Raw genomic sequence first — 21,039 nt, 5'->3', positions numbered from 1 at the left:
AGCCGTCGGCCCGGCAGACCATGGAGCACGGGCCTCAGATGGCGAGCCTATGCAGCGCGCTGATAGCGGACGCTGCAGACTTCGAAGTCTGGGAACGCCTCGCGAACGGCCTCGATCTCTGGCAGCTTCAACTCGAGCAACGCCACGAGCTGAGGATCGAACTGGATGCCGCTCAACGATCGCAGTTCCTCGACCGCATCCTCTGTGGACCATTCGTCCTTGTACCGGCGTTTGGTGACAAGAGCGTCGAACACATCCGCAATGGCACAGATTCGGCCCTCGATGGGGATCTCTTCCCCTACCATTCCGGCGGGGTAGCCCGTGCCATCCCACCGTTCGTGGTGGGTAAGGGCGATGGTCTCCGCAAGCCGCAGCACTTCAGATTCTCCGCCCGCAAGGAGGCTGGACCCGATTAGGGTGTGCGCCCGCATGATCTGGCGGTCTTCATCGTTGAAAGGTCCAGACTTGAGCAGAACGTCGTCTGGGATGCCGATCTTGCCGATGTCGTGCAGGCAGGCGGCCATCTCGATGAGCTTGGCGCGCTCCTCGCTCATGCCCAGACCCCGCGCCAAGATCGCGCAATAGGCGCCGACGCGGCGCACGTGGTTGCCCGTTTCGTCGTCGCGGTATTCGGCCGCCATGCTCAGGCGCTCGATCACCTCATACTCCATCTTGCGACGGCCCTCGGCTTCGCGGACCAAGTTCGCGACAAGGTACGCACTCACCGAATAGATGATAGCGGTCGTAAGCAGAATCCAGAAGAGCCCTTTGGAGGTCTGAACGTGGGTCTGGGTCTCAGGGCTGGTAATAAACCACTCGACCGCTCGATCTGAATAGACGATCCAGACGATTCCCAGCACACCGTAGAGTCCAGCAACGCGAAGCGCAACCCCGATCGGCGTCTTTGCCGAAAAGAACTTAAGGCCAACTCTGCTCATGGCCAAACGCATCCCACGTGAATATTCTCGGAAGCATCCTACGCGTTCTCTAGTGCAACCTATACAGTTCCGTCAAGCATCAAACGCCAGCTTGAGCACTTGGTCGGCCTTGGTGACGAAGTGGACCTCCAGACAGGCCCGAATTTCCTCGGGAACCTCTTCTAGGTAGTCCTTCTTATTGTCCACGGGCAGGAGCAGCATCGTCACGCCGGCGCGATGCGCCGCCAGCACCTTCTCTTTGACGCCTCCTACCGGAAGCACCTGGCCGCTCAGCGTGAGCTCGCCTGTCATCGCAAGCCGCTTGCGTACTCGCTTCCCGGTCAGGAGTGAGACCAGAGCCGACAGAATCGTGATTCCCGCGCTGGGCCCATCTTTGGGCACTGCGCCCGCAGGAAGGTGGACGTGAAGCTCGCACTTTTCGAAGAAGTCCGGCGAAAGGCCAAGTCGCTTGGCGTTGCTTCGAATGTAGCTCAGCGCAGCGCTCACGCTTTCCTTCATCACGTCGCCAAGCTGGCCCGTAAGAATGAGGTTCTTCGAACCGTGCATCATGGCCGTTTCGATAAAGACGACGTCCCCGCCAACTGGCGTCCAGACCAGCCCTACAGCGATCCCGGGAGTCAGCTCTCGGTCCTCGACCTCATCATGGGAGTAGCGCGGAGCGCCGAGCGCCTGTGTCACATACCCAAGACCTACGCTGACTTTGCCTTTGCGGCCTTCGGCAAACTGCCTGGTCGCGCGGCGCGTCACGCTGGCGATCTCGCGCTCCAGGTTGCGCACCCCGGCCTCGCGCGTGTAGTTGCGCGCCAGCGCTTTGAGCGCCTCGTCGCGGAACTCGATCTGCGTCGTCCGTAGCCCGTGCTCGGCGATCTGCTTGGGCACCAGGTGGCGCTTGGCGATTTCCAACTTCTCTTCTTCGGTGTAGCCGCCCAGCTCGATGACCTCCATTCGGTCCCTCAATGGGGGTGGGATGGTGTCCAAACGGTTGGCGGTGGTGATGAAAAACACCTGCCCTAGGTCGAACGGCGCATCGACGTAGTGGTCCCGGAACGAGACGTTTTGCTCGGGATCGAGAACCTCCAAGAGCGCGGATGCTGGGTCGCCGCGAAAGTCCACGCCGAGCTTGTCGATCTCGTCAAGCATGAAGACCGGATTGTTCGATTCAGCGCGACGCAGGCCCTGGATGATCTGGCCGGGGAGGGCGCCGATGTAGGTGCGGCGGTGGCCGCGGATCTCCGCCTCATCGCGCATGCCGCCCAAAGAAATGCGAACAAACTTCCGGTTCATCGCGTGGGAGATCGAGCGGCCCAAAGAGGTCTTGCCCACGCCTGGCGGGCCCACGAAACACAGGATCGGCTGACGAACCCGCCCGTCCTTTTTCACCTTGCGCACCGCGAGAAACTCGACGATGCGCTGCTTGATCTTCTCCAGCCCGTAATGGTCCTGGTCGAGAACCACCTTGACTTCAGGCAGCGACAGGCTATCCTCGGTGGAAACACTCCACGGGAGCGACAGAACCCAATCGATGTAGGTTCTCGCGACCGTGTACTCCGGCGCGCCAGGAGACATCCTCCTGAGCCGATCGAACTCGCGGTTGACCTCGCGGAGGGCCTCGGCGGTCATCCCGGACTTGTCGATCCTCTCGCGAAGCTCGTCAAGCTCCTCTGCGCGATCGTCCACTTCGCCAAGCTCTCGCTGGATCGCTTTGAGCTGCTCGCGCAAGTAATACTCGCGCTGGGACTTGCTGAGCTCGACGTTGACCTCGCTCTGCACTTTGGATGTCAGCTCCAGGACCCGGACCTCCCGCCCCAGCATCTCCAGCAGCACCCTCAGCCGCTCCTGTACGCTGACGGTTTCCAGAATCTTCTGCTTGTCTTCCAGGCTCAGGGTCATGTGGGCGGCCACCAGGTCGCACATCACGTTGGTTTCGGTGACCGCCTGCGTGAGGCTGCGAAGCTCCTCCGGCAGTTGCGGATGCAGCCGGATCGCCTGCTCAAAGAGTCCCGCAACGTTTCGGCGCAGGGCCTCGGTCTTCTCTGCTTCCTCCTCCGGCGGGAGCTCGTCCTCGATGATTTCGACGCGGGCGCGAAGGTACGGGGTCTCCTGCAGCCGCTCGATGATGCGATAGCGTTGGACGCCCTGAACGATCAGGCGCACGGCATCGGGCATCTTGACCAGCGTGCGGATGATCACGGCGCAGCCGCACTCGAAGACGTCCTCAAACTTGGGCTGCTCGATGTGGGGCTTGCGCTGGGCGATGACGCCTATCACGCGATTGGTGCCAGAAATGCTCTCATCGATCAGTTGAATGCTGGACTCTCTTGCTACACTTAACGGTGCGATAAGCATCGGGTAGATCACGGAGTCGCGAAGCGGCAAGATGTTGATGATCTCGGGCACCGAGGGGCGCGCGCCCTCGTCAGGCTGCTGATCGAGCGAGACCGGTAGGGGGAAATCGCCTTCGAGTTCTTCAACCGGGTCCTCGAACTGTTCTATGGGATCTTCTATATCTGACATTACACTTTTCTAACGGTGATCCGAGTATGGGCCACTCGTACGCGCGCTTTGGGCACGGTCACGCAGAGCACGCCGTTTCCCAATTGGGAGGAGATGGCGTCGGCCTCGACGGGAGCATCGGGCAACTGGATCTCCCGTGAAAACGCGCCATAGAATATCGGCTCCGATTCCGCAGCCACATGGTCGCGCACTCCCCGAATCAAGACGGTGTGCCGGTCGGGAAGGTAGAGGACCTGCACCGCGCTCTGGGAAACGCCGGCGAGTTCGGCGCGAATCTCGAAGCGGTCGGACAGCTCGACAAGGTCAACCCTCGGCGCCCAGCAGCGGCTGTTCGCGTTCAGCGCGGACGACTGCGCCACCGCATCGGCGAGCTTCTTGAGGCTCGAATCGACTTGCCAGAACCAATCCTCGAGTTCTTTGCGCGCCATGCCGGTTCATTCTACCGCTCGCCGGTTCCATGGGCCGAAGCCGTGCCGGTGAACCGCTCACATTCAGCTATTCCCAGCGTGCTTGTATCAGGCGCCCTCGCCACGTCCTTCTTGAAGCTGTAGGCCCTTATCCTGGATCCGGCGCGCTGGTACCCACAGAGGCGGCGCAGGGGCGGCGGGCAGGGCACAAGGAGAACCAAGCAAGTGAAACTCAGAACCCTTATTGGCTGGCTGCTATCCCTCGTGGTGGTGGCATTGATCGCCGGCTGCGGTGGAGGCGGAGGCGGGGGCGGCGCCGTCTCGGGCGCGGTCAGCATGTTCATGACGGACGATCTCAACGCGGGGTATGACTCGGTCTGGGTGGCCATCACCCGGGTCGAACTGATCTCTGCGAGCGGCTCGACGGTCGTGTTCGACGACTCGACGGGCAAGGTTGTGGACGTTCGCGCGCTGAACCAATCGGGCACGCAGCAGTTCCTTCACCTTGGCGACGACAAGGTTCCCGCAGGGGACTACACCGGGGCGCGCGTGACGATGAAAAAGGACCTCGTGCTCTTTCCCACCGGTGCAACCACTGGACAGAACCGCGAGTTTGCCGGCCTGAACGGGTCTGGCCTAAAAGTCATCGACGTGGTGTTTTCAGCCTCAAAGTCGGTGGGCGCCGCAAAGACCCGAATGGTCCTCGACTTCGATCTTTCGAAGTGGACCGATGACGGCACAAAGGTCCAGAGCGCCTCGATCGACGATGGCTCCACCTCGGGCCTCGACGATCCTGCCCGCCACGAGGAGGACGACTATCACGGCACGATCACCGGGCTCACCGGAACGGCGCCCGCGCTCACCTTTACGCTGAACAGCCGGGCTGGAAACACGATCACCGTCACCACCGATGCTTCGACGGCGATCTATAACGGCAACGGCGCCACGAACCCTTCGCTCGCCAACGGCAAGCGCGTCGAAGTTCGCGGCGTCTTCGATCCCGGCACCTCATCTCTGGCGGCCGCTTCGATCAAGATCAAGGGCTCCGAGTCTGAAGATCCCCACCAAGTCAAGGGCCCGAGTTCGAACCTCGACGAGGCCAATGGCACGCTCGTCGTGGATATCCGCGAGTCAGAGGGGTTCGTCCCCGATTCCTCAACGATCAAGGTGCACGCCGACCCGGCCACGACCCGGTTCCGTTCTCACGGCGGCCTGGTGCTCACCTCGGCGGAGTTTTTCGCGGTTCTCGCAGCGAACCCCGGTATCGAGGTTGAGGCCGAGGGAACCGTGTCCAACGGAGCTGAGACCATCCTCGAAGCCACGTCGCTGAAGATCGAGGACGAGAACGAGGACGAATCGGGCGAGGCCGAGGCCAAGGGAACGGTGACGGCGGCCGACGGAGCCGCGGGAACGATGAACATCAGCGTCATCGAGTGGGAGGGCTTCCAGAGTTCTTCCGGCGCGGTCCTCGCGATCACCACCGACGGCAACACGCACTTCATGGACGACAACGGCGCGAGCCTGACGAAGGAACAGTTCTTCGCGGCGGCGACGGTTGGCAAGAAGATCGAGGTCAAGGGTGACTACACTGCCGGAACGATTGCGGCGATGCGAATCAAGATCGAAGACCTGGGATCGAACGAGGCCGAAGCCAAGGGGACGGTCACGGCGGTCAACGGCGGTTCGTTCGTGATCGACATCTCACTGATGGAGTGGTTCGGCTTCTCCGGTTCGCACGGGTTGGCAGTTCACGTGGACGCCGGCGCAACCACGAACTTCCGGGACAAGGACGGAAACACCGTGACGAGAGACCAGTTCTTCGCGCTGGTGGGCGCCGGGGACACGGTCGAGGTCAAAGGCACCTACAGCAGCTCCACTCAGACGATCACCGCCGTCCGTGTGAAGATGGACGACTGATCGCGCCGCTGCCTTGCCGTGAGAACGGCAAGGCAGCGGCTCTCTCATAGCCCGACGTCTCCCTCCCACGCACCCTCACCACTCTCACCCTCCTCACGCACCCTCACGCGCCCCAATCCCGCATTAACCCCTGGGGATTGAGGGTCCCATAGTTGCATAAGGCCGCTGTCGTGACGAAAATCCCCCCACTTCTGCGGCTCCTTGCCGTCGCTTTCGCCGTTTTGTCGGCGCTCGTCCTCGCCGGATGCGGCGGAGGAGGCGGTGGCACAGCCTCGGCCGAAGCCAGCCTGTTCCTCACCGATGACCTCAACGCCGGTTACGACGGCGTGTGGGTCAGCGTCAAGAAGGTCGAAGCGATTGGAGCCTCGAGCTCCACGGTCGCCTTTGAAGACCCCGCCGGCAGAGAGGTCAACGTGCGCGCCCTCAGCAAAAACGGGCAGTCCAGGTTTATGTTCCTTGGCGAGCACAAGCTCCCCAACGGGACCTACACCGGAGTCAGGATCACGCTAGCCAAAGAGGTCGTGCTTTTCCCGACCGGCTCGCCCACCGGCTTGAACAGGGAGTTCGCCGACCTGAACGCGGGCGGCGACAAGGTCCTCGACGTGACCTTCTCGGCCCCGGTCGACGTGTCGAACGGCGAGAACCACATCGTGCTCGATTTCAAGCTCTCCGATTGGTGGGATGACGGCGCGCTGGTGCAGGGCGCCAAGGTCGTCGAAGGGAGCAAGAACGGCCTCGACGATCCCGACCGGCACGATCACGACGAATACAAGGGCGTCGTCTCCGGTCTCAGCGGCGAGGCGCCGAACCTCGCGTTCACCCTGAACGGCGAGCACGGCTGGCGCACCGAAGTGCGCACCGACGCTAACACGGCGTTTTTCAACGGGGACGGCAGCGCCAACCCCAAGCTGGCGGACGGAGACCGCGTGAAGGTCGACGGCGTGTTCTCACCCGAATTGGGTGCGGTGCTCGCGACGGCCGTCAAGATCAAGAAGGACGAGGACGACGAGCCTCAGCACGTCGTGGGCAGTTCGTTTGATGGGAACGGCGACGCGGGGACCTTCTTCGTCAAGATCCGCGAGGTCGAAGGCTTCATGCCGGGCTCCGATTCTGTGAAAGTCCACGTGGACCCGTTGGCCACCCGCTTCACGTCGCGGCACGGCCAGGTCCTCACCCAAGGCGAGTTCTTCGCGATTCTCGCCCAGCATCCGGGCATCGAGGTCGGCGCGGAAGGCAGCTACTCGGGCGGTGAAGACGCGGTCTTTGAGGCCAAGAGCGTCCGCGTCAAAGATGAAGATGGCCATGAGGAAGCCGAGGCTTTCGGCTTGGTCGTCAGCGCCAACCCCGATGCCGGAAGCTGGGTCCTGTCACTCAAGGAGTGGGAGGGATTCCAGGGGTCGTCCGGCCAGCAGTTGCCGATCGGAACGAACGACGACACCCGGTACTTCAACGCCGATGGCGCCGCCATGGAGAAGGCCGCCTTCTTCCAGGCATTAGGCGTGGGCGCAAAAGTGGCCGTCAAGGGTTCGTTCGACGGCGACACGCTCATCGCCCTCAAAGCTCGCCTTAAGGATGCCGGCGCCCAGGATGCCGAAGCGCGTGGGACCGTGGTCCACGTGGACGCAGAGAATGGAAGGCTCGAGTTTGCGCTTGCCGAGTGGAGCGGGTTCGAGGCTTTCAGCGGGAAGAACGTGAACGCGATCGCTCTGGAAGGAACGGCCTTCAAGAACGCCGATGGGGAGTCTATCGGAAGGGCAGATTTCTTCGAACTCGTCAAGGTGGGCTCGACGATCGAGGTCAAAGGACTTTATGAAGCCGCGCTCAACAAGCTCAAATGCGCCCGAATGAAGCTGGAGGACTAGGGAGGAGGTTTTCGGGTTTTCAGGTGGTCAGGTTGCAGGGTTGTCGGGATATCGGCTGCTGATCTAGACTCCCGATCCTGTCCACCTGATCACCTGAACACCTGAAAACCTGAACACCTGACCACCCGAAAACCTGACAACCTGAACACCTGAGAACCTGCTCCCTATCTTCCCGCGGCCCCGCCTTGCGCCAACACGAATTCATCGCCTCCGCTCGGGTCGGCCTCGTGCTCCTGCGCGGTGGCCATCAGCACCCGCGACTGGCTCCAGCCAAACAGACTGCAGACCAGCACCAGAATGCCGCCGCTCACCAGCGAGACGTGAATGCTGGACCTCTGCGCCAGCCATCCGAAGAAGAGTGATCCGAACGGGCTGAGGCCCGTCAGGCCCCACATGTGCATCGCCAGTACTCGGCCGCGAAGCCTAGGCGGCGAGAGAACCTGGAACAGGGTGTTGGTGGTGTTGAATTGCACCAGCGTACACATGCCCGCCACGAACACCATCGCGTAGGAGAGCCAGACCACGTTCGTCAGCCCGAGCGTGATCAGAGCGACCCCCATGAGCGTGATGGCGGTGCGGATCGCCTGGACCCTGAGGGTGAGCTTGGGGATGTTTGCAACCATCAAGAGCCCGAGAATCGCGCCCACGCCTATCAGGCCGGTGACACGGCCCAAACCGCGCTCGTCGAGATGCCAAAGGTCGCGCGCCAATGCCGGCATCAGCATGACGTATTGCAGCCCGAACGCCGCCACCGAGGCCTCGAGGATGAAGAGCACACGCAGCCCTTTGTTGCCCCACGTGTATCGAGCACCTTCGGTGATGAGGTCCTTGATGGGCTGGGGCTCGCGCGTGTGTGCCCGAAGGTCTGCCCTAATCGCCAAGACCGCGAAGATTAGCGCCGTATACGTAAAGGTATTCGCGAAGTAACAGAACGAAACGCCGTACCACGACAGTAAATAGCCCCCAACGAGCGGCCCCGCGATGCGCGCAATGTTGAAGGTCATCGCCTGAATCGGTACGGCCTTCGGCATCTCGTCGAACGGCACCACGCGTCCGACGATCGACTGGCGCGTAGGCATCTCGATCGACTGCACCACGCCGTTGATCAGCGCCATCGCGAGGATCTGCTCGTAAGTGACGAACTTGAACGCCGTCGCCAGACCCAGAAACAGCGCCGTCGAGGCAAACACCAACTGGCACGCGATAAGGGCCTTTCGTTTGTCCACCATGTCGGCGACAGCGCCCATGAACGGCCCGATGAGCGAAATCGGCAGGAAGTTGAAGAACATGACCAGCGCAAGCTTCGACTTGTCGCCGGTCAGGTCATAAACGAACCAGCCCTGAGCCAAGGTCTGGATGGAGGACCCGAAGAAGGAAAGGAGCGCTCCGGTCCAGAGAACGGCAAAGTCTCTGTGTCGGAAGATGCGCACACCCAAGGTGTACCCGAGAATCAGGATTGACTACAAAAGGGCGAGGAGTTCCTGTACGGAGCGTTCGGTTGCGCCCCTTTCCCGCTCCAAGAGCCCCTCCACCGTGACTTTGGTCACCATGGCCATGCCAGGTTCATCCAAACACTTCTCCCAAAAAGACAAGAGGTCCGCTGAGCCTTGCACCCTGTGTCCCAAACCTTCTCGCTCACACGCCATCTGCATCACCCCAAAGTGCCCGCGCCTCATGCCGTAACAGGTTGGCACACCGTGAACCAAAGGCTCCAGGATGTTGTGGCCGTGGCCGTCGAAGCTCCCGCCGACGTAGGCCGCGGAGCACATGGAGTAGGCCGTTTTGAGTTCTCCAAGGGTGTCAAGTACGCACACTTCCGCACCGGGCTGTTCGGACCTGCGCAGGCTCGCGGAAAGCCCCAGCTCGGCGGCCATTTCGGCGATTCGGGGCCCCCGCGACACCTTCCGAGGGGCGAGGAGGAGGCGCGCTGGACGCTTGGCCCGAATCACTGAAAACGCCTCCAGAACCATTGCTTCCTCCGCCTCGCTCTCCGTGCTTCCGGCCGCAAGAACCGGATCATTGCCGGCGCAAAGCCACTCCCTCAAGGATTCGAGTCTGACTCGATCAGGCGCCTCTATGGACACGTCGAACTTCATGTCGCCAGCCAGCACGACCCGGGCCCCCTTCTCCAAGAACGGCACTGCGGCTTCCAGAGAGCTCCGGTTCTGCACCAGGATCAAGTGGAACGAACGGAAAATGTGCCGATAGAGCCCGATCCCAAGCCGATGCGAGAGCGACCTCCGGGGATGCACGATCCCATCCAGTAGCGCCACTTTCGAGCCCCAACGCCTGAGCGCCACCGCTAACGGCCTGTTCCGGAAACTCTGAGTGAACACCACCAGGCTCGGATCGAATTGCTCAAGCCAAATAGAGATCGAGAGAGGGTTTTCATAGGGCCAGGGCAGCACGGGGATCGGCGGTGAACGCCTCGCCAGCCCTTCCCGAGACGCGGGGTCGCGCACGCAGTAAGCGACGGCAACGTCGGGCCGAGCCGCCACGAGCGCCCGCGCGGCCTGCTCCATGATTTGCAGTTCGCCAAAGCTCACCCCGGCGAACACGACTCTCGGTCCCGCTGACTCGCGCCAGACCCGTGTAGCCTCTGGGCTCGGGCTCTTGCAGCTCCAGCGCACCCTGTCGAACTCATAGCGCTTCCTTCCGCGAAAGTAGCGCTGCAGCTTGTTGGCAAGAAGCACTGGCGCCAAAACGACCTCCGCGACGCAAAACGCCAAGAGCCAAGGGTCCCTCCAAACGGCGCGCAGCCTTCCGGCATCGCCGGTCCTGGGTGACTTTGGGGCTGGCTCGGGGTCTTGCATGCTTGGGCGCCGGGGTGTATGAGGGCCGAAAGTATACTGGCCCTATGCCCGAGCCCGGCCCGGAGTTTGTGTGCCTGCAGGTGGGCGAGGGCCTTCCGGACCTCTATGTGGAGCGGCTCTATCGGATGCTCCAGAGGCACTGTCCGCAGCCGTTTCGCCTCACGTGCCTCACTGACCGGGAGCGCCGATTCGAGGAGCCGATCGAGCAGATCGAGGTCGAGCAAGACGCTGCCTGGCGAACCGAGATGCGCGTCACCCAGCACAAGCTCAAGCTGTTTCGCAAGGGAGGTTGGCCCTATCCGGAGTTCTTCTTCCTGGATACGACGCTCGTGATCCAATCAAGCCTCTCTCCGTTGCTCGATTTCGCTCAAGGCAGGCCCGAGCCCCTGATCGCGGTCGACGACTGGGAGTGGGACACCATCAACACTTCGGTGATGCGCATTCGGCGAGACGCGGGCCTCGCGGCGATCTTCTCCGACTTCTCTTTGGGCAAGCAGTATCCTGTGCGGCTCAAAGGCGATCAAGACTTCGCCGACGCGGCGATCAAAGCGAATGGGCTCGAACGGCTCGTGGCCACCTGGCCCAAGGGCATGGTGGCATCCTACAAGGGCCTTCGCAGGCTCCGGCGGCTTCACCCAACACAGGCATCTAGGAAACTGGCCGAGGCGGCGATCCTCAAATTTCACGGAAAGCCTCGCCCCGACCAGCTTGCAGACCCGGGCTACTGGCGCTGGCACCTCAAGCGCAGCCCCATCTGGGGAATCCGAGACTGGCGCTATCTCTCTGACGAAATCGAACGGCTTTGGCGATAGGGCCGGTTCATGAGTGCCGGCGCCCGACAGAGTCGATGCCCGAAGAGGAGACAGGCTTGCTCTCCACAATCCCCTAAACAAAGAGCTGCCGCAGCACCCAGAGGGTGCTGTCCACTGGCGCCCTTCGCCCGTGCATAAGCTGCGGCGCCCGCTCCCGGACCGCTTCCCGAAACGGCCCATCGGTCAGAACCTGTTTCCAGTGCGCCGCCAACTCGGACGATGTGCTGAGCCGGAACCCCACGCCGGCCTCCTCACAGGCCTTCTGAATGTCCTCAAAGTGCCCGCGCCGCGGTCCATACGAAACCGGAATGCCGTGGAGCGCGGGCTCGAGGACGTTGTGGCCCATGCCGTTCAGCGAACCCCCAACATAGGCCGCTACCGCGAACGAATATGCGTGAGACAGCTCGCCCATCGTGTCGAGCAGAAGCAAGTCCCCGGCGGCCTCGTCGTGCGACCTGCGGCTGATCGTCAAGCCTCGATCGGCGGCATCGCGCAAGAGCTTGGGCGCGCGGGCCAAGTTCCTTGGCGCAAACAGCAGCCTGCAAGGCACCGCCAGACGGACCTCCTCAAAGGCATTCAAGATGAAGTCATCTTCCTCATCGGTGCTGCTGCTGCCGGCGGCAAGGATCGGCAGTCCCGTCGCCTTGCGCAGCCAGGCTTGGAGCGATGGCTTGGCCTTGCCGCTGAGCGAGGGCGTATCCAAGCCCAACTTGAGATTGCCGGTCACCACAGGCTCGAACTTCCGCGAGAGCCTGAGAATCCGGTCACGATAGCTCTGCGTTTGCACACCGATCGCGTCGAAGTGGCCCAGAATCCAGCGGTAGTAGCCGCGCTCATAGCGAGACGGCCCGGCGAAGTCCTTCGCGCGAGCGTTGATCGCCGCCAGTTTCGAGCCCATTCTCTTCGCCCCGACCACCAGGTTAGGAAACGAATACATCTCGGAGAAGACGACATAGTCCGGGCGCTCCCTGGTGAGGAACTTGGCTACGGGCCAGATGAAATCAAACGGCAACAGCACCATTCGGTCGCCCGGTCTGCGCATGGCCCACTGCTCCATCGTGTGCCGATCTCGCGTGGCGATCGTGATCTGCAGTTCAGGATGGTCGCTGCGCAGGCCCTCGATCAGCGGCTCGCAAAGCCGGACCTCGCCATACGTCGCGCCGACAAAAAGGATGTGCGGCTTGCCGGGTTCAATGCGCGAAGCCTGGCTCAAAAACCACCGCTTTGGGTTGAACTCGTAGTTGAACCGCTTCTTGAGGTACTTGCGCAGCTTCATACAGAGCAACACCGGTGCGGCCACGATCAGCGCGAGGTTCCAGGCGATCAGCCGCCAATCGCCAAGAGCGGCAAGAGCGCCTCTGTGGGGGTTCGGAAGGATGGCCGGTAAGCTGGCAAAGGGGTTCGCGGATGCCGACGCCAACGGCGCCGCGAGGGCTTCACTGCTCGACGCCGTGGGTTGAATCATCGGTGGCCGCTCGCATGAGCCGAAACGGCTCCGCGCCGAGAATTATGACATCCCCTCCTCAAAGTCACGACGTTTCCTGACGTCATCTCAGCCAATTCGCTCTCCGTCCCTCATCCTTGAGCCTTAAGCCGTGGGCTTAGCCTTGAGGACGTCGGAGAAGCCCCAGAACGCACCGCATTTCGGATACAATCTGCATCTCGGCGCCGTACCCAAGTGGTTAAGGGAAGGGTCTGCAAAACCCTCATTCAGCGGTTCGAATCCGCTCGGCGCCTCCACTTTTTCTCCCAAATCACTTGGACTCCTGGGGAAGTGGTCTTGGGTCCGAGGTCCGAGGCGCGGGGCCTGGTGCCTGAAATAAGGTCGCTTCTAGAGGGCGAGGCTCCGGCCGAGCTCTTATTGCTGTGATGCTCAGCACGAAGGCGCATGAAGGTGCGGGAGGGTGCGTGGGGGCCCACACCGCCGCGCACCAAAGGGGAGAGGCCGGTGCACGTAGCGAACCGGGTGAGGGGGCTTCGCCCCTTTGTTCCTCTTCTTTCAGAGTCTCCCACCACAACCCCTCATTTCCCGCTCGGCAGCACGTAGAACGTGATCCCGCTGGGGCGTTTCACAGAGTGGTAGATCGTCTGTGTGGCTTTCACCATCTTCGTGCCCGTCTCATAGCTCTCTCCAGTGTTTAGGTTCCTGGCATAACCCGGAAAGGCAGAGCTATTGACCAGCACCGCCATCCGGTGTCCAGGCAGGAACCGGTGCGCCGTGTCCCAAAGCTCTACGTCCAAGCTGTAGATCGCGTTCGGCTTCAGAAGTTGGGGCTTGTTCCAATCCTTCAAGTACTTCGCGCGGATTTTGCCTGGTTGGCCAATCACCCGGGCAACGCCCTTCGCATCGATGTCCAGCAAGGTAACGAAGAAATCGGTGTCCTTTGCGCTCGTTGAAAAGTACAGCTTTGCTTGAATTGGCCCTATTATATCGAGCGACTTCTTCATCGGCTCGCTCTGGTACATCAACACGCCGCCCGACTCGTCCCTGAGGTCGGCAACGGTCGTGGCCGCCGAAATGTCGGCCTCTTTGCCAGTGACCTTTGCGATCGCGGGGTCATAGGTGTATTTGTCGGACCTGGCCCCTCGGTTCGACCGGGTCGTCGAGAGCCTTCCGGGCTTCGTGGTCGTGGCGGACCCGCTCGAAGCGAAGTAGTAGGTCGTCTTCTTGGCAGTGGGTGCAGGCCAATCGGAAAGCGTCTTCCATTCATTCGCGCCCATCAGGAACGCCTGCACCTTCGGCACGCTTTCCAGCCCGACCTTCTTGCCCTTTAGCCAGGTGTCGAACCAGCGCAGATACAGGCTCTGCAAATCGATGACCGCCGTCGGCCCGTAATCCACGTCGCCAAGGCGCGTACTGGAGTTGAAGAAATGGGTCCACGGACCATAAACCAGCCACTGGTTCTTGCGCCCAAGCTCACGCATCTTGGCCCAGTTCATCTTGGTGCCGATCCCGTCGCCATCCCACCAGCCCGAGATATGCAGCGCAGGAATCGTCACGCCCTTCAGGTCCTCCAGGTAGTTCGAGTCTTTGAAGGCTGCCCAGGTGTCCATTTTCAGCCACTTGTCATAGAAGGGAATGCTCCTTCCGAAGATCGCGTCGTCCACCTTCGAGAGCGGCAGCGTCGTCAGCTTCTCCGCGCCCTTGAGCCCGCTCAGGGCCACCTCGACGGAGCTTCTATCCTTGACCACGTTGGCCCACCACACCGCGCCAAACAGCATGAACACGCCGTGGTCGTAGGGGATGTTGAAGAACATGTCCGGTGGTGAAACCTGCGGCACGATGCACTTGAGCGCCGGGTGCTTGGTCACGGCGGCAGCCCACTGCACAAATCCAAGATAGCTGCCTCCGATCATCCCCGCCTTGCCGTCCGACCAAGGCTGTTTGGCAACCCAATCCAAGGTGTCGTAGCCGTCCTTCTTCTCCCGCATCATCGGCTCGAAATTGCCCTCAGAATCGAACCGGCCGCGAACGTCCTGCACGACATAGGCATAGCCGCGCTTGGCCCACCAATCCCCTTCGGCGCCGGCCGCCGCACGGCCATAAGGCGTGCGAACCAAGATCGCCGGGAACTTCCCTTCGCCATCGGGCCGGATCACGTCGGCCACCAGCGTCACGCCGTCGCGCATCCTGACCTTGACGCCCTTGTCCACCTTGACCCCATAGGTCGGCTGGCTCAATTCCTTCATGAGCGTCGTCGGATCGACGGTCAATGTCTCGTAGCCCCTGAGGACGGCCTGAATGCGCTGCGCAGGCACGTCCCACGCCGCCAAGGGGCCGTTCTCCACGACCGACAGATCCATCTCGACCATCGTAGGGAAGCGAAGGCTGAAGGTCTGAACCAGGCGGTTCTTGCCGTCGACGGGCACGACACGGGACTTCTTGAACGTCACAGAGCACTTTAGAGCCGTACCCGCCTCGATGACGTAGACCTGAACGTCCTGCGCACCACCTTTCGGGATGCTATAGACCTTCGTTACGGAAGAGGAAAGCCACGGGTGGAAATTGGCAAAGAAGACGGTTGGGGCCTTGTAGGGGACTTCTTGGGTTTTTCCTCCTGCCTCCACCTTCATCTTTTCGCCGGAGGCCGAGAGCGTGTAGGACTGCGGGCCGCGGCTCTCCTTCAAAACGAATTCGGTGAGCACTCCGCCAACGATCTTGCCGGTCATTGCGCTCTCGATGGTCGTTCCGGCAATGGACAGCGAGGATTTGGATTCGAAGCTCCCGTCGGGCTTTGTCTCGACGACCTCCTGGTCGGCGGGCGCCCCACCAAACGTGAACTTGAGTTCGAAACGATCGGCGTTGCACCAAGCAGAAAGCAGCAGCGCAGCGGCGACTGGCAAGACAAGGCGAAGACGCGAAAGCATTGGATTGACCCTCTAGCCGGAAGATACCTATGACGCGCCGGGGTTTGGAGGAAGAGGGACGAAGGGACGAGGGAACAGCGGGATAAGGGACAAAGGATAGTGGATAGGGGATCGGAGTCCGTTGAACCGCCTCATCCTCGTGGAAGAAGCCTGCCTTGAGCTTGCAAAAGGGACCGGTGAACGAAGTGAAGGGGCGTCTCGCCTCGCCCCATCGGGGAGAGGCGGTGACCCCGATCGTCGGGGGAACCGGGTGAGGGGGCGGCAGGCGAGAGAGCCTAGCCCTTGGCGCTGCTCTCATTGGACGGCACCGGGCACTCCCTCTGCCCGCGCCAGCGATGGCGCGTCGCCGCAACGAAACGATAGACCACCGCCACAGCCCACCGGGCTACGGGGACCTTTCCAGCGACAGACACCCACCGGAGCGGCCAGGGTGCGATCTCGCAGAGCTTGATCCAGGCATCCGACCCAACGTAAGTTCGGTCGACGATTAGAACGATGTCTTTGGTCGTCAGCCCGAGCAACTGCCCTTCTGGGCTATGAAGGGCGTGAACCTCCAGCGGCTGCCCGGCAGCCTTGGCCCAGCCCTCCACGCGCAACTGGCTCTCGTGGCAGAGCTGGCAGCTTGCATCGTAAAAGAGTTTCCAGGCCATCCTTACACTTCTACGTGGCCGACCGCCACTCAATGCAGCCACGAGGGCCAGGAGACACCCCGAACAGGACCGGACAAAACCAGGAGGACAATCATTCAGGCTCTACTGCCTGTTGAAGGAAGCTCCGGGAATGGAGGCGCCTTTGCCGGCGCCACGAATATTCCCTGCGCAATCTGAGCTTCAGAGAAGAGAATCTCTACTTTGTTGTCACATTGTTGGGTCCTTGAGACAATTACCAGCACGGGCACGCGCTTCTGCGTACTTTTGTAGCCCTGGGAGTTGAATGGAAATGAGAGGCAATATCGGCCGCAGCCTTGCGGCCTTTTCGTTCGTGGCAATCGGTGGAGTTCAGGCGATAGGGTTTAGCGTCACTCCCGGAACTCTTGTTGGATTGGAGGTTAGCGGTGCTCCTAAGCTGATCGAGTGGGATTTTGCTGGCAATGTTCAGGAATCTCTGGCGATCTCGGGCCTGCCGAGTACTGGAGTCGGTGTTGCGATCATCGGCGGTCGTGTGTTCATTTCCGACGTGGGCGGCAACGTGGGTGAAGTCAACCTAACGACCGGAGCCATGTTTAACATCTTCAGTAGTCACTCGAATGAAGGTCTCGGTGACGATGGAACCAACTTGCTGGCTTTGTATTGGAGCTCGGGAAATGTGGACCGTCACACCACGGGTGGCTCCTTTGTGAGCGGAACCGGGATATTGAGCGGCGGCACGGGCATTGATGGCACAGCATCGCGCATGTGGGTTGCCAACTACAGCGACGGCAACGTCTATGAGCTCGACAATGGGGGATCCGTTCAGTCTTCGTTCTCTGCGGGCTCCGCGTTCGCTCTATCGGGCCTGGGGTTCGATTCGGGCGCTAGCACGGTCTGGGTATCCATGGGCTTTGGCGACAAAACCATCCGCTCATACACCACTGGTGGGACGCTAACGAGCTCGTTCTTTGCCGGAGGCTGGGTCAATGGTCTCGATGTGGTCCCCGTTCCCGAGCCTGGCACGTTGGCCGTACTTGGTTTGGGCGCAATGGCAGTCCTGCGCCGACGCCGGAAATAGCATGCTAACACCTTCTCCACGGACGTGGCTGTGGAGACAAGTCTGAAGGCGGCGCGTCGACAGCGAATCGCTGATTGACGCGCCGCCTTCACCTCTACGGTTTGGTCCCGAGGCGGCTCTCCCCGCCTCAAGAGCCCCGCACCCCAATTCCCTTGCCCAATCCCCGCAGGACTTTCGCGCGCCGGTGTCCAACTTTCCTTAACGGACCCGGTGCCATGCGTATGACGACCCTCCTGTTTGCCCTTCTCCTCGCTGTGCTTGCCGCTGCCGCCCAGGCTGCGCCCAAAGCCTCCCTTTCCCCGACCCGGCTCAAGACCGAGTACGCCGTGAACCCTATTGCGGTCGGCGAGTCCGTCCCCAGGTTCTATTGGATCGTCGAATCGCCCGACCGCGGCCAGTTCCAGAAGGCCTATCAGATCCTCGTCGCAAGCTCGCCGGCGCTTCTGGCCAATGGAAAGGGCGACCTGTGGGATTCCGGCAAGGTGGCGAGCAGCGAGACCGCCCACGTCGAATTCGGCGGCAAGCCCCTCGCCTCCCGTCAGAGGGCGTGGTGGAAGGTCCGCGTATGGAACGACGAGGGCACGGCGTCGAGCTGGAGCAAGTCTGCCAGCTTTGAAGTTGCCCTCCTCAAGAACTCGGACTGGAAGGCGCAGTGGATCGGCATGCCCAGCGCCCCCGGCGAGGCCAACCACATGGACGACGCGAGCTGGATCTGGTACCCCGACCAGGACGAAAAGGGTGATTCGCCCTCCGGCCCCAGCATCTATCGCAAGGAGTTCGAGCTCGGTTCTGGAAAGGTCACCGAGGCCATCCTGCTGGCGGCGGCCGACAACTCGTGTCAGGTGTTCGTCAACGGGGTTGAAGTCGGCACGAGCAACAGCTTTTCCTCAATCAAGTCTCTGGACGTCAAGGGCAAGCTCAAAGCCGGCCGAAACGTGCTCGCCGTGGTGGCGAACAATTCGGGTGGCCCTGCCGGTCTGGCCGTGGTGCTGAGGGTTCGGCAGGGCGCCAAGGAGACTCGGGTCGTCACCGATGGCTCCTGGATTTCAGCGCTCGACTCTACGGAGGACTGGAAGAACATGGCCGGCACGCCGACGGGCTTCGTACCCCCGAAAGTGGTCGCCAAGATGGGCTCAGGACCCTGGGGGACGCCGCGCTTCAGCCTTCCGCAGGACCCGTCGCCGTACCTTCGCAAGGACTTCGCCACCACTAAGAAGGTGAAGGCGGCGCGGCTCTATGTCAGCGCGCTCGGCCTTTACGAGGCCTCGCTCGACGGGAAGCGCCTCGGCAGCGCCTACTTCACCCCCGGCTGGACCGATTACGCAAAGCACATCCAGTATCAAGTGTTCGACGTCACGGCGGCCCTCCAGCCCGGCAAGCACGCCCTGGGCCTGGTGCTCGGTGACGGCTGGTACTGCGGCAACGTGTGCTGGTTCGGGCGCAACCTCTACGGCCCCAAACCCAGGGGCCTCGCGCAGCTTGAGATCGAGTTCGACGATGGCACGAAGCAGACGGTCGTTTCCGATGCGAGTTGGAGGTCCAGCACGGGTCCAATCCTTCTCAACGACACCCTGATGGGTGAAGACCACGACGCCCGCTTGGAGATGCCGGGATGGGACAAGGCGGGCTTCAAAGATTCAGGCTGGGGCACCGTCGCGGCAGAGCCCGTTGGCAGCGTTCCGCTCGTCCCACAAAACGACGCCCAGGTTCGGAAGATCACGGAACTCAAGCCGCAGAAGGTCTACCAGTCGCCAAACGGAGCGACCGTCTTCGACCTTGGCCAGAACATGGTGGGCTGGGCAAGGCTCAAGGTGCGGGGCCCGGCTGGAACCACGGTCAGATTGCGCTTTGCCGAAGTCCTGGAGCCCAACGGCGACATTTACGTCACGAACCTCCGCTCCGCCAAACAGACCGACACCTACGTCCTGAGCGGAAAGGGCGTGGAGATCTGGGAGCCCAAGTTCACGTTTCACGGGTTCCGGTACGTCGAGGTCGCCGGCTATCCGGGGCTCTGCGGTCCCGATGCCATCACCGGTGTCGTGCTCTCCAGCGCCAACATTCCGACCGGCACCTTTGAGTGCTCGAACGCCATGGTCAACCAGCTCCAGCACAACATCGTGTGGGGCATGATGGGCAACTACTTGGAGGTGCCCACCGACTGCCCGCAGCGCGATGAGCGGCTGGGATGGATGGGCGACGCGCAGGTGTTCGTGCGGACGGGGTGCTTCAACTTCGATATCGCGCCCTTCATGACCAAGTGGATCCGCGACGTGCGCGACGCCCAATCCGCGGCCGGCGCCTATCGCGACGTCTCGCCGAACGCGCTCGGCGAAGGCAATTCGGGCTCGCCGGCCTGGGGCGACGCGGGCATCATCGTGCCTTGGACCATCTATCGCTGCTACGGCGACAAGCGGGTTCTGGAGCGCCACTACGACTCGATGAAGAAGTGGATCGCCTACCTGCTCGAGGAGAACCCCGACTTCATCTGGGTCAAGCGATCGGGCGCGAACTACGGCGACTGGCTCTCGATCCAGGCCGACACGCCCCGCGACGTGCTGGCGACCGCCTACTGGGCGCATTCGACCCAACTGCTCTCGAAGATTGCCGGGGTTCTCGGCAAAAAGGCCGATGAGACGAAGTACGCAAAGCTCTTCGGCCAGATTCGGGACGCCTGGAACGCCAAATACGTCCAGCCGGACGGCCGCATCCACGGCAACACGCAGACCTGCTACGTGATGGCGCTGCGCTTCGAACTGCTGCCCGAGAGCCTTCGGGAGAAGGCGGTGCAGTACCTGACCGAGGACATCGCCAGCCGCAACGGCCTATTGAGCACGGGTTTCGTCGGAACCGGCATCCTGGCGCCGACGCTCAGCGACGTTCAGCAGCACGACGCGGCGTACAAGCTGCTCCTGAACGAGGAGTTCCCGAGCTGGGGCTACACGATCAAGCACGGCGCAACCACCATCTGGGAGCGCTGGGACGGCTGGACCGACACCAAGGGCTTCCAGGACGCGGGGATGAACTCGTTCAACCATTACGCTTTCGGCGCGATCGGCGAATGGATGTACAGCCGCGTGGCAGGCATCGATCTGGCGGGCGTTGAGCCGGCCTATGGGGTTCTCAAGATCAACCCTGTGGTCGGCGGCGGCCTCACCTGGGCCAAGGGGTCGCTGGACACGATCCACGGCAAGGTCTCTTCTTCGTGGAAGCTGGAGGGCGGCAAGTTCATCCTGGACGTCACCATCCCGGCGAACACCTGGGCCGAAGTCATCTTCGCGACCCCAGAGCCAGAGAAGGTCACGGAGGGTGGAAAGGCCATTCCCAACCTGGACCAGGGCAAAGGCCAGCTTAAGAAGAAGCCGGTGCTGGTGTATTCGAAGTTCGATACGGCAACGGTTCTGGTGGGAGGCGGCACCTACCACTTTGAGGCGGCCGCTCCAAAAGGTGCTCATTGAGACATGAACGCTCCGCGTCTGGTCGTTTCAGTTGCAGGACCGGGTCACCCAGGCGGGACGCCTGGGCTACACCATTCTCAACTGTCCCCAAAGCGGTAGATTAGGCGCGTGAGGAGGGACGAGGGAATGCCCAACGTATGCCTCCGCCCCTTCCGGGGTGGAGGCTACGGGATGCCGGACTCCTCCTTGCCAAAGCCTCCACCCCTGAAGGGGCGGAGGCATCAAAGACCGCCTCTATGGAGGGCG

General features: G+C 61.9%; 13 protein-coding genes and 1 tRNA gene. 6 read left to right on the top strand and 8 right to left on the bottom strand.

Annotated elements, in window-relative coordinates; genetic code table 11:
- Positions 1-47: 47 nt before the first annotated feature.
- The 3 genes from HZC36_08590 to HZC36_08580 all read right to left on the bottom strand — a co-directional run bounded on the left by HZC36_08590 (position 48) and on the right by HZC36_08580 (position 3,880).
- Positions 48-938 (bottom strand): HD domain-containing protein, encoded by an 891-nt coding sequence (locus HZC36_08590; GenBank protein ID MBI5707031.1) that lies wholly within the window; start codon positions 936-938, stop codon positions 48-50.
- Between the two features lie 72 nt (positions 939-1,010).
- Complete coding sequence (lon, locus tag HZC36_08585; GenBank protein MBI5707030.1) at positions 1,011-3,452, bottom strand: endopeptidase La; 2,442 nt, start codon at positions 3,450-3,452, stop codon at positions 1,011-1,013.
- Entirely contained in the window at positions 3,452-3,880 is a 429-nt protein-coding gene (locus tag HZC36_08580; protein MBI5707029.1) for an Hsp20/alpha crystallin family protein, read from the bottom strand. The genes lon and HZC36_08580 overlap by 1 nt, the downstream gene beginning before the upstream one ends.
- Before the next feature lie 204 nt (positions 3,881-4,084).
- On the opposite strand from HZC36_08580, the gene HZC36_08575 reads away from it, so the two are divergent.
- A complete protein-coding gene (locus HZC36_08575) occupies positions 4,085-5,776 on the top strand; it encodes a DUF4382 domain-containing protein (GenBank protein MBI5707028.1) in 1,692 nt (563 codons plus the stop codon).
- 170 nt (positions 5,777-5,946) lie between these two features.
- Positions 5,947-7,638 (top strand): DUF4382 domain-containing protein, encoded by a 1,692-nt coding sequence (locus HZC36_08570; GenBank protein MBI5707027.1) that lies wholly within the window; start codon positions 5,947-5,949, stop codon positions 7,636-7,638.
- Positions 7,639-7,802: 164 nt separating this feature from the next.
- Here HZC36_08570 and HZC36_08565 read toward each other — a convergent pair whose 3' ends face one another.
- The gene (locus HZC36_08565) at positions 7,803-9,068 is read right to left on the bottom strand and encodes an MFS transporter (protein MBI5707026.1); all 1,266 of its coding nucleotides are present in this window, start codon (positions 9,066-9,068) and stop codon (positions 7,803-7,805) included.
- Positions 9,069-9,098: 30 nt separating this feature from the next.
- Positions 9,099-10,451, bottom strand: a complete 1,353-nt coding sequence (locus HZC36_08560; protein MBI5707025.1) for a hypothetical protein — start codon at positions 10,449-10,451, stop codon at positions 9,099-9,101.
- 44 nt (positions 10,452-10,495) lie between these two features.
- Here HZC36_08560 and HZC36_08555 point away from each other — a divergent pair, with 44 nt between their 5' ends.
- Positions 10,496-11,263, top strand: a complete 768-nt coding sequence (locus tag HZC36_08555; protein MBI5707024.1) for a hypothetical protein — start codon at positions 10,496-10,498, stop codon at positions 11,261-11,263.
- A 73-nt stretch (positions 11,264-11,336) separates the two neighbouring features.
- Here the strand turns inward: HZC36_08555 and HZC36_08550 are convergent, their stop codons facing one another.
- Entirely contained in the window at positions 11,337-12,728 is a 1,392-nt protein-coding gene (locus tag HZC36_08550) for a hypothetical protein (protein MBI5707023.1), read from the bottom strand.
- A gap of 199 nt (positions 12,729-12,927) precedes the next feature.
- On the opposite strand from HZC36_08550, the gene HZC36_08545 reads away from it, so the two are divergent.
- Positions 12,928-13,003 (top strand) — tRNA-Cys (locus HZC36_08545).
- 282 nt (positions 13,004-13,285) lie between these two features.
- Here the strand turns inward: HZC36_08545 and HZC36_08540 are convergent.
- Together HZC36_08540 and HZC36_08535 are read right to left on the bottom strand one after the other, a co-directional pair.
- Entirely contained in the window at positions 13,286-15,631 is a 2,346-nt protein-coding gene (locus tag HZC36_08540) for a CocE/NonD family hydrolase (GenBank protein ID MBI5707022.1), read from the bottom strand.
- 275 nt (positions 15,632-15,906) lie between these two features.
- The gene (locus HZC36_08535; protein ID MBI5707021.1) at positions 15,907-16,281 is read right to left on the bottom strand and encodes a DUF393 domain-containing protein; all 375 of its coding nucleotides are present in this window, start codon (positions 16,279-16,281) and stop codon (positions 15,907-15,909) included.
- A gap of 289 nt (positions 16,282-16,570) precedes the next feature.
- Between HZC36_08535 and HZC36_08530 the strand changes: the two genes are divergently transcribed.
- On the top strand, positions 16,571-17,338 hold the full coding sequence (locus HZC36_08530; protein ID MBI5707020.1) for a PEP-CTERM sorting domain-containing protein: 768 nt from the start codon (positions 16,571-16,573) through the stop codon (positions 17,336-17,338).
- Positions 17,339-17,559: 221 nt separating this feature from the next.
- Entirely contained in the window at positions 17,560-20,793 is a 3,234-nt protein-coding gene (locus tag HZC36_08525; protein ID MBI5707019.1) for a family 78 glycoside hydrolase catalytic domain, read from the top strand.
- Positions 20,794-21,039 lie beyond the last annotated feature (246 nt).

The sequence above is a fragment of the Armatimonadota bacterium genome (assembly GCA_016223145.1).
Taxonomy (GTDB): Bacteria; Armatimonadota; Fimbriimonadia; order Fimbriimonadales; family Fimbriimonadaceae; genus Nitrosymbiomonas.
This window is presented reverse-complemented; position numbering and strand designations above follow the sequence as displayed.

Bases quoted from the DNA above. Each gene is read 5' to 3' on its own strand.
- HZC36_08530 (MBI5707020.1), top strand. From the start codon at position 16,571: ATGAGAGGCAATATCGGCCGCAGCCTTGCGGCCTTTTCGTTCGTGGCA.
- lon (MBI5707030.1), bottom strand. From the start codon at position 3,452: ATGTCAGATATAGAAGATCCCATAGAACAGTTCGAGGACCCGGTTGAA.
- HZC36_08535 (MBI5707021.1), bottom strand. From the start codon at position 16,281: ATGGCCTGGAAACTCTTTTACGATGCAAGCTGCCAGCTCTGCCACGAG.
- HZC36_08550 (MBI5707023.1), bottom strand. From the start codon at position 12,728: ATGATTCAACCCACGGCGTCGAGCAGTGAAGCCCTCGCGGCGCCGTTG.
- HZC36_08590 (MBI5707031.1), bottom strand. From the start codon at position 938: ATGAGCAGAGTTGGCCTTAAGTTCTTTTCGGCAAAGACGCCGATCGGG.
- HZC36_08560 (MBI5707025.1), bottom strand. From the start codon at position 10,451: ATGCAAGACCCCGAGCCAGCCCCAAAGTCACCCAGGACCGGCGATGCC.
- HZC36_08525 (MBI5707019.1), top strand. From the start codon at position 17,560: ATGACGACCCTCCTGTTTGCCCTTCTCCTCGCTGTGCTTGCCGCTGCC.
- HZC36_08580 (MBI5707029.1), bottom strand. From the start codon at position 3,880: ATGGCGCGCAAAGAACTCGAGGATTGGTTCTGGCAAGTCGATTCGAGC.
- HZC36_08540 (MBI5707022.1), bottom strand. From the start codon at position 15,631: ATGCTTTCGCGTCTTCGCCTTGTCTTGCCAGTCGCCGCTGCGCTGCTG.
- HZC36_08555 (MBI5707024.1), top strand. From the start codon at position 10,496: ATGCCCGAGCCCGGCCCGGAGTTTGTGTGCCTGCAGGTGGGCGAGGGC.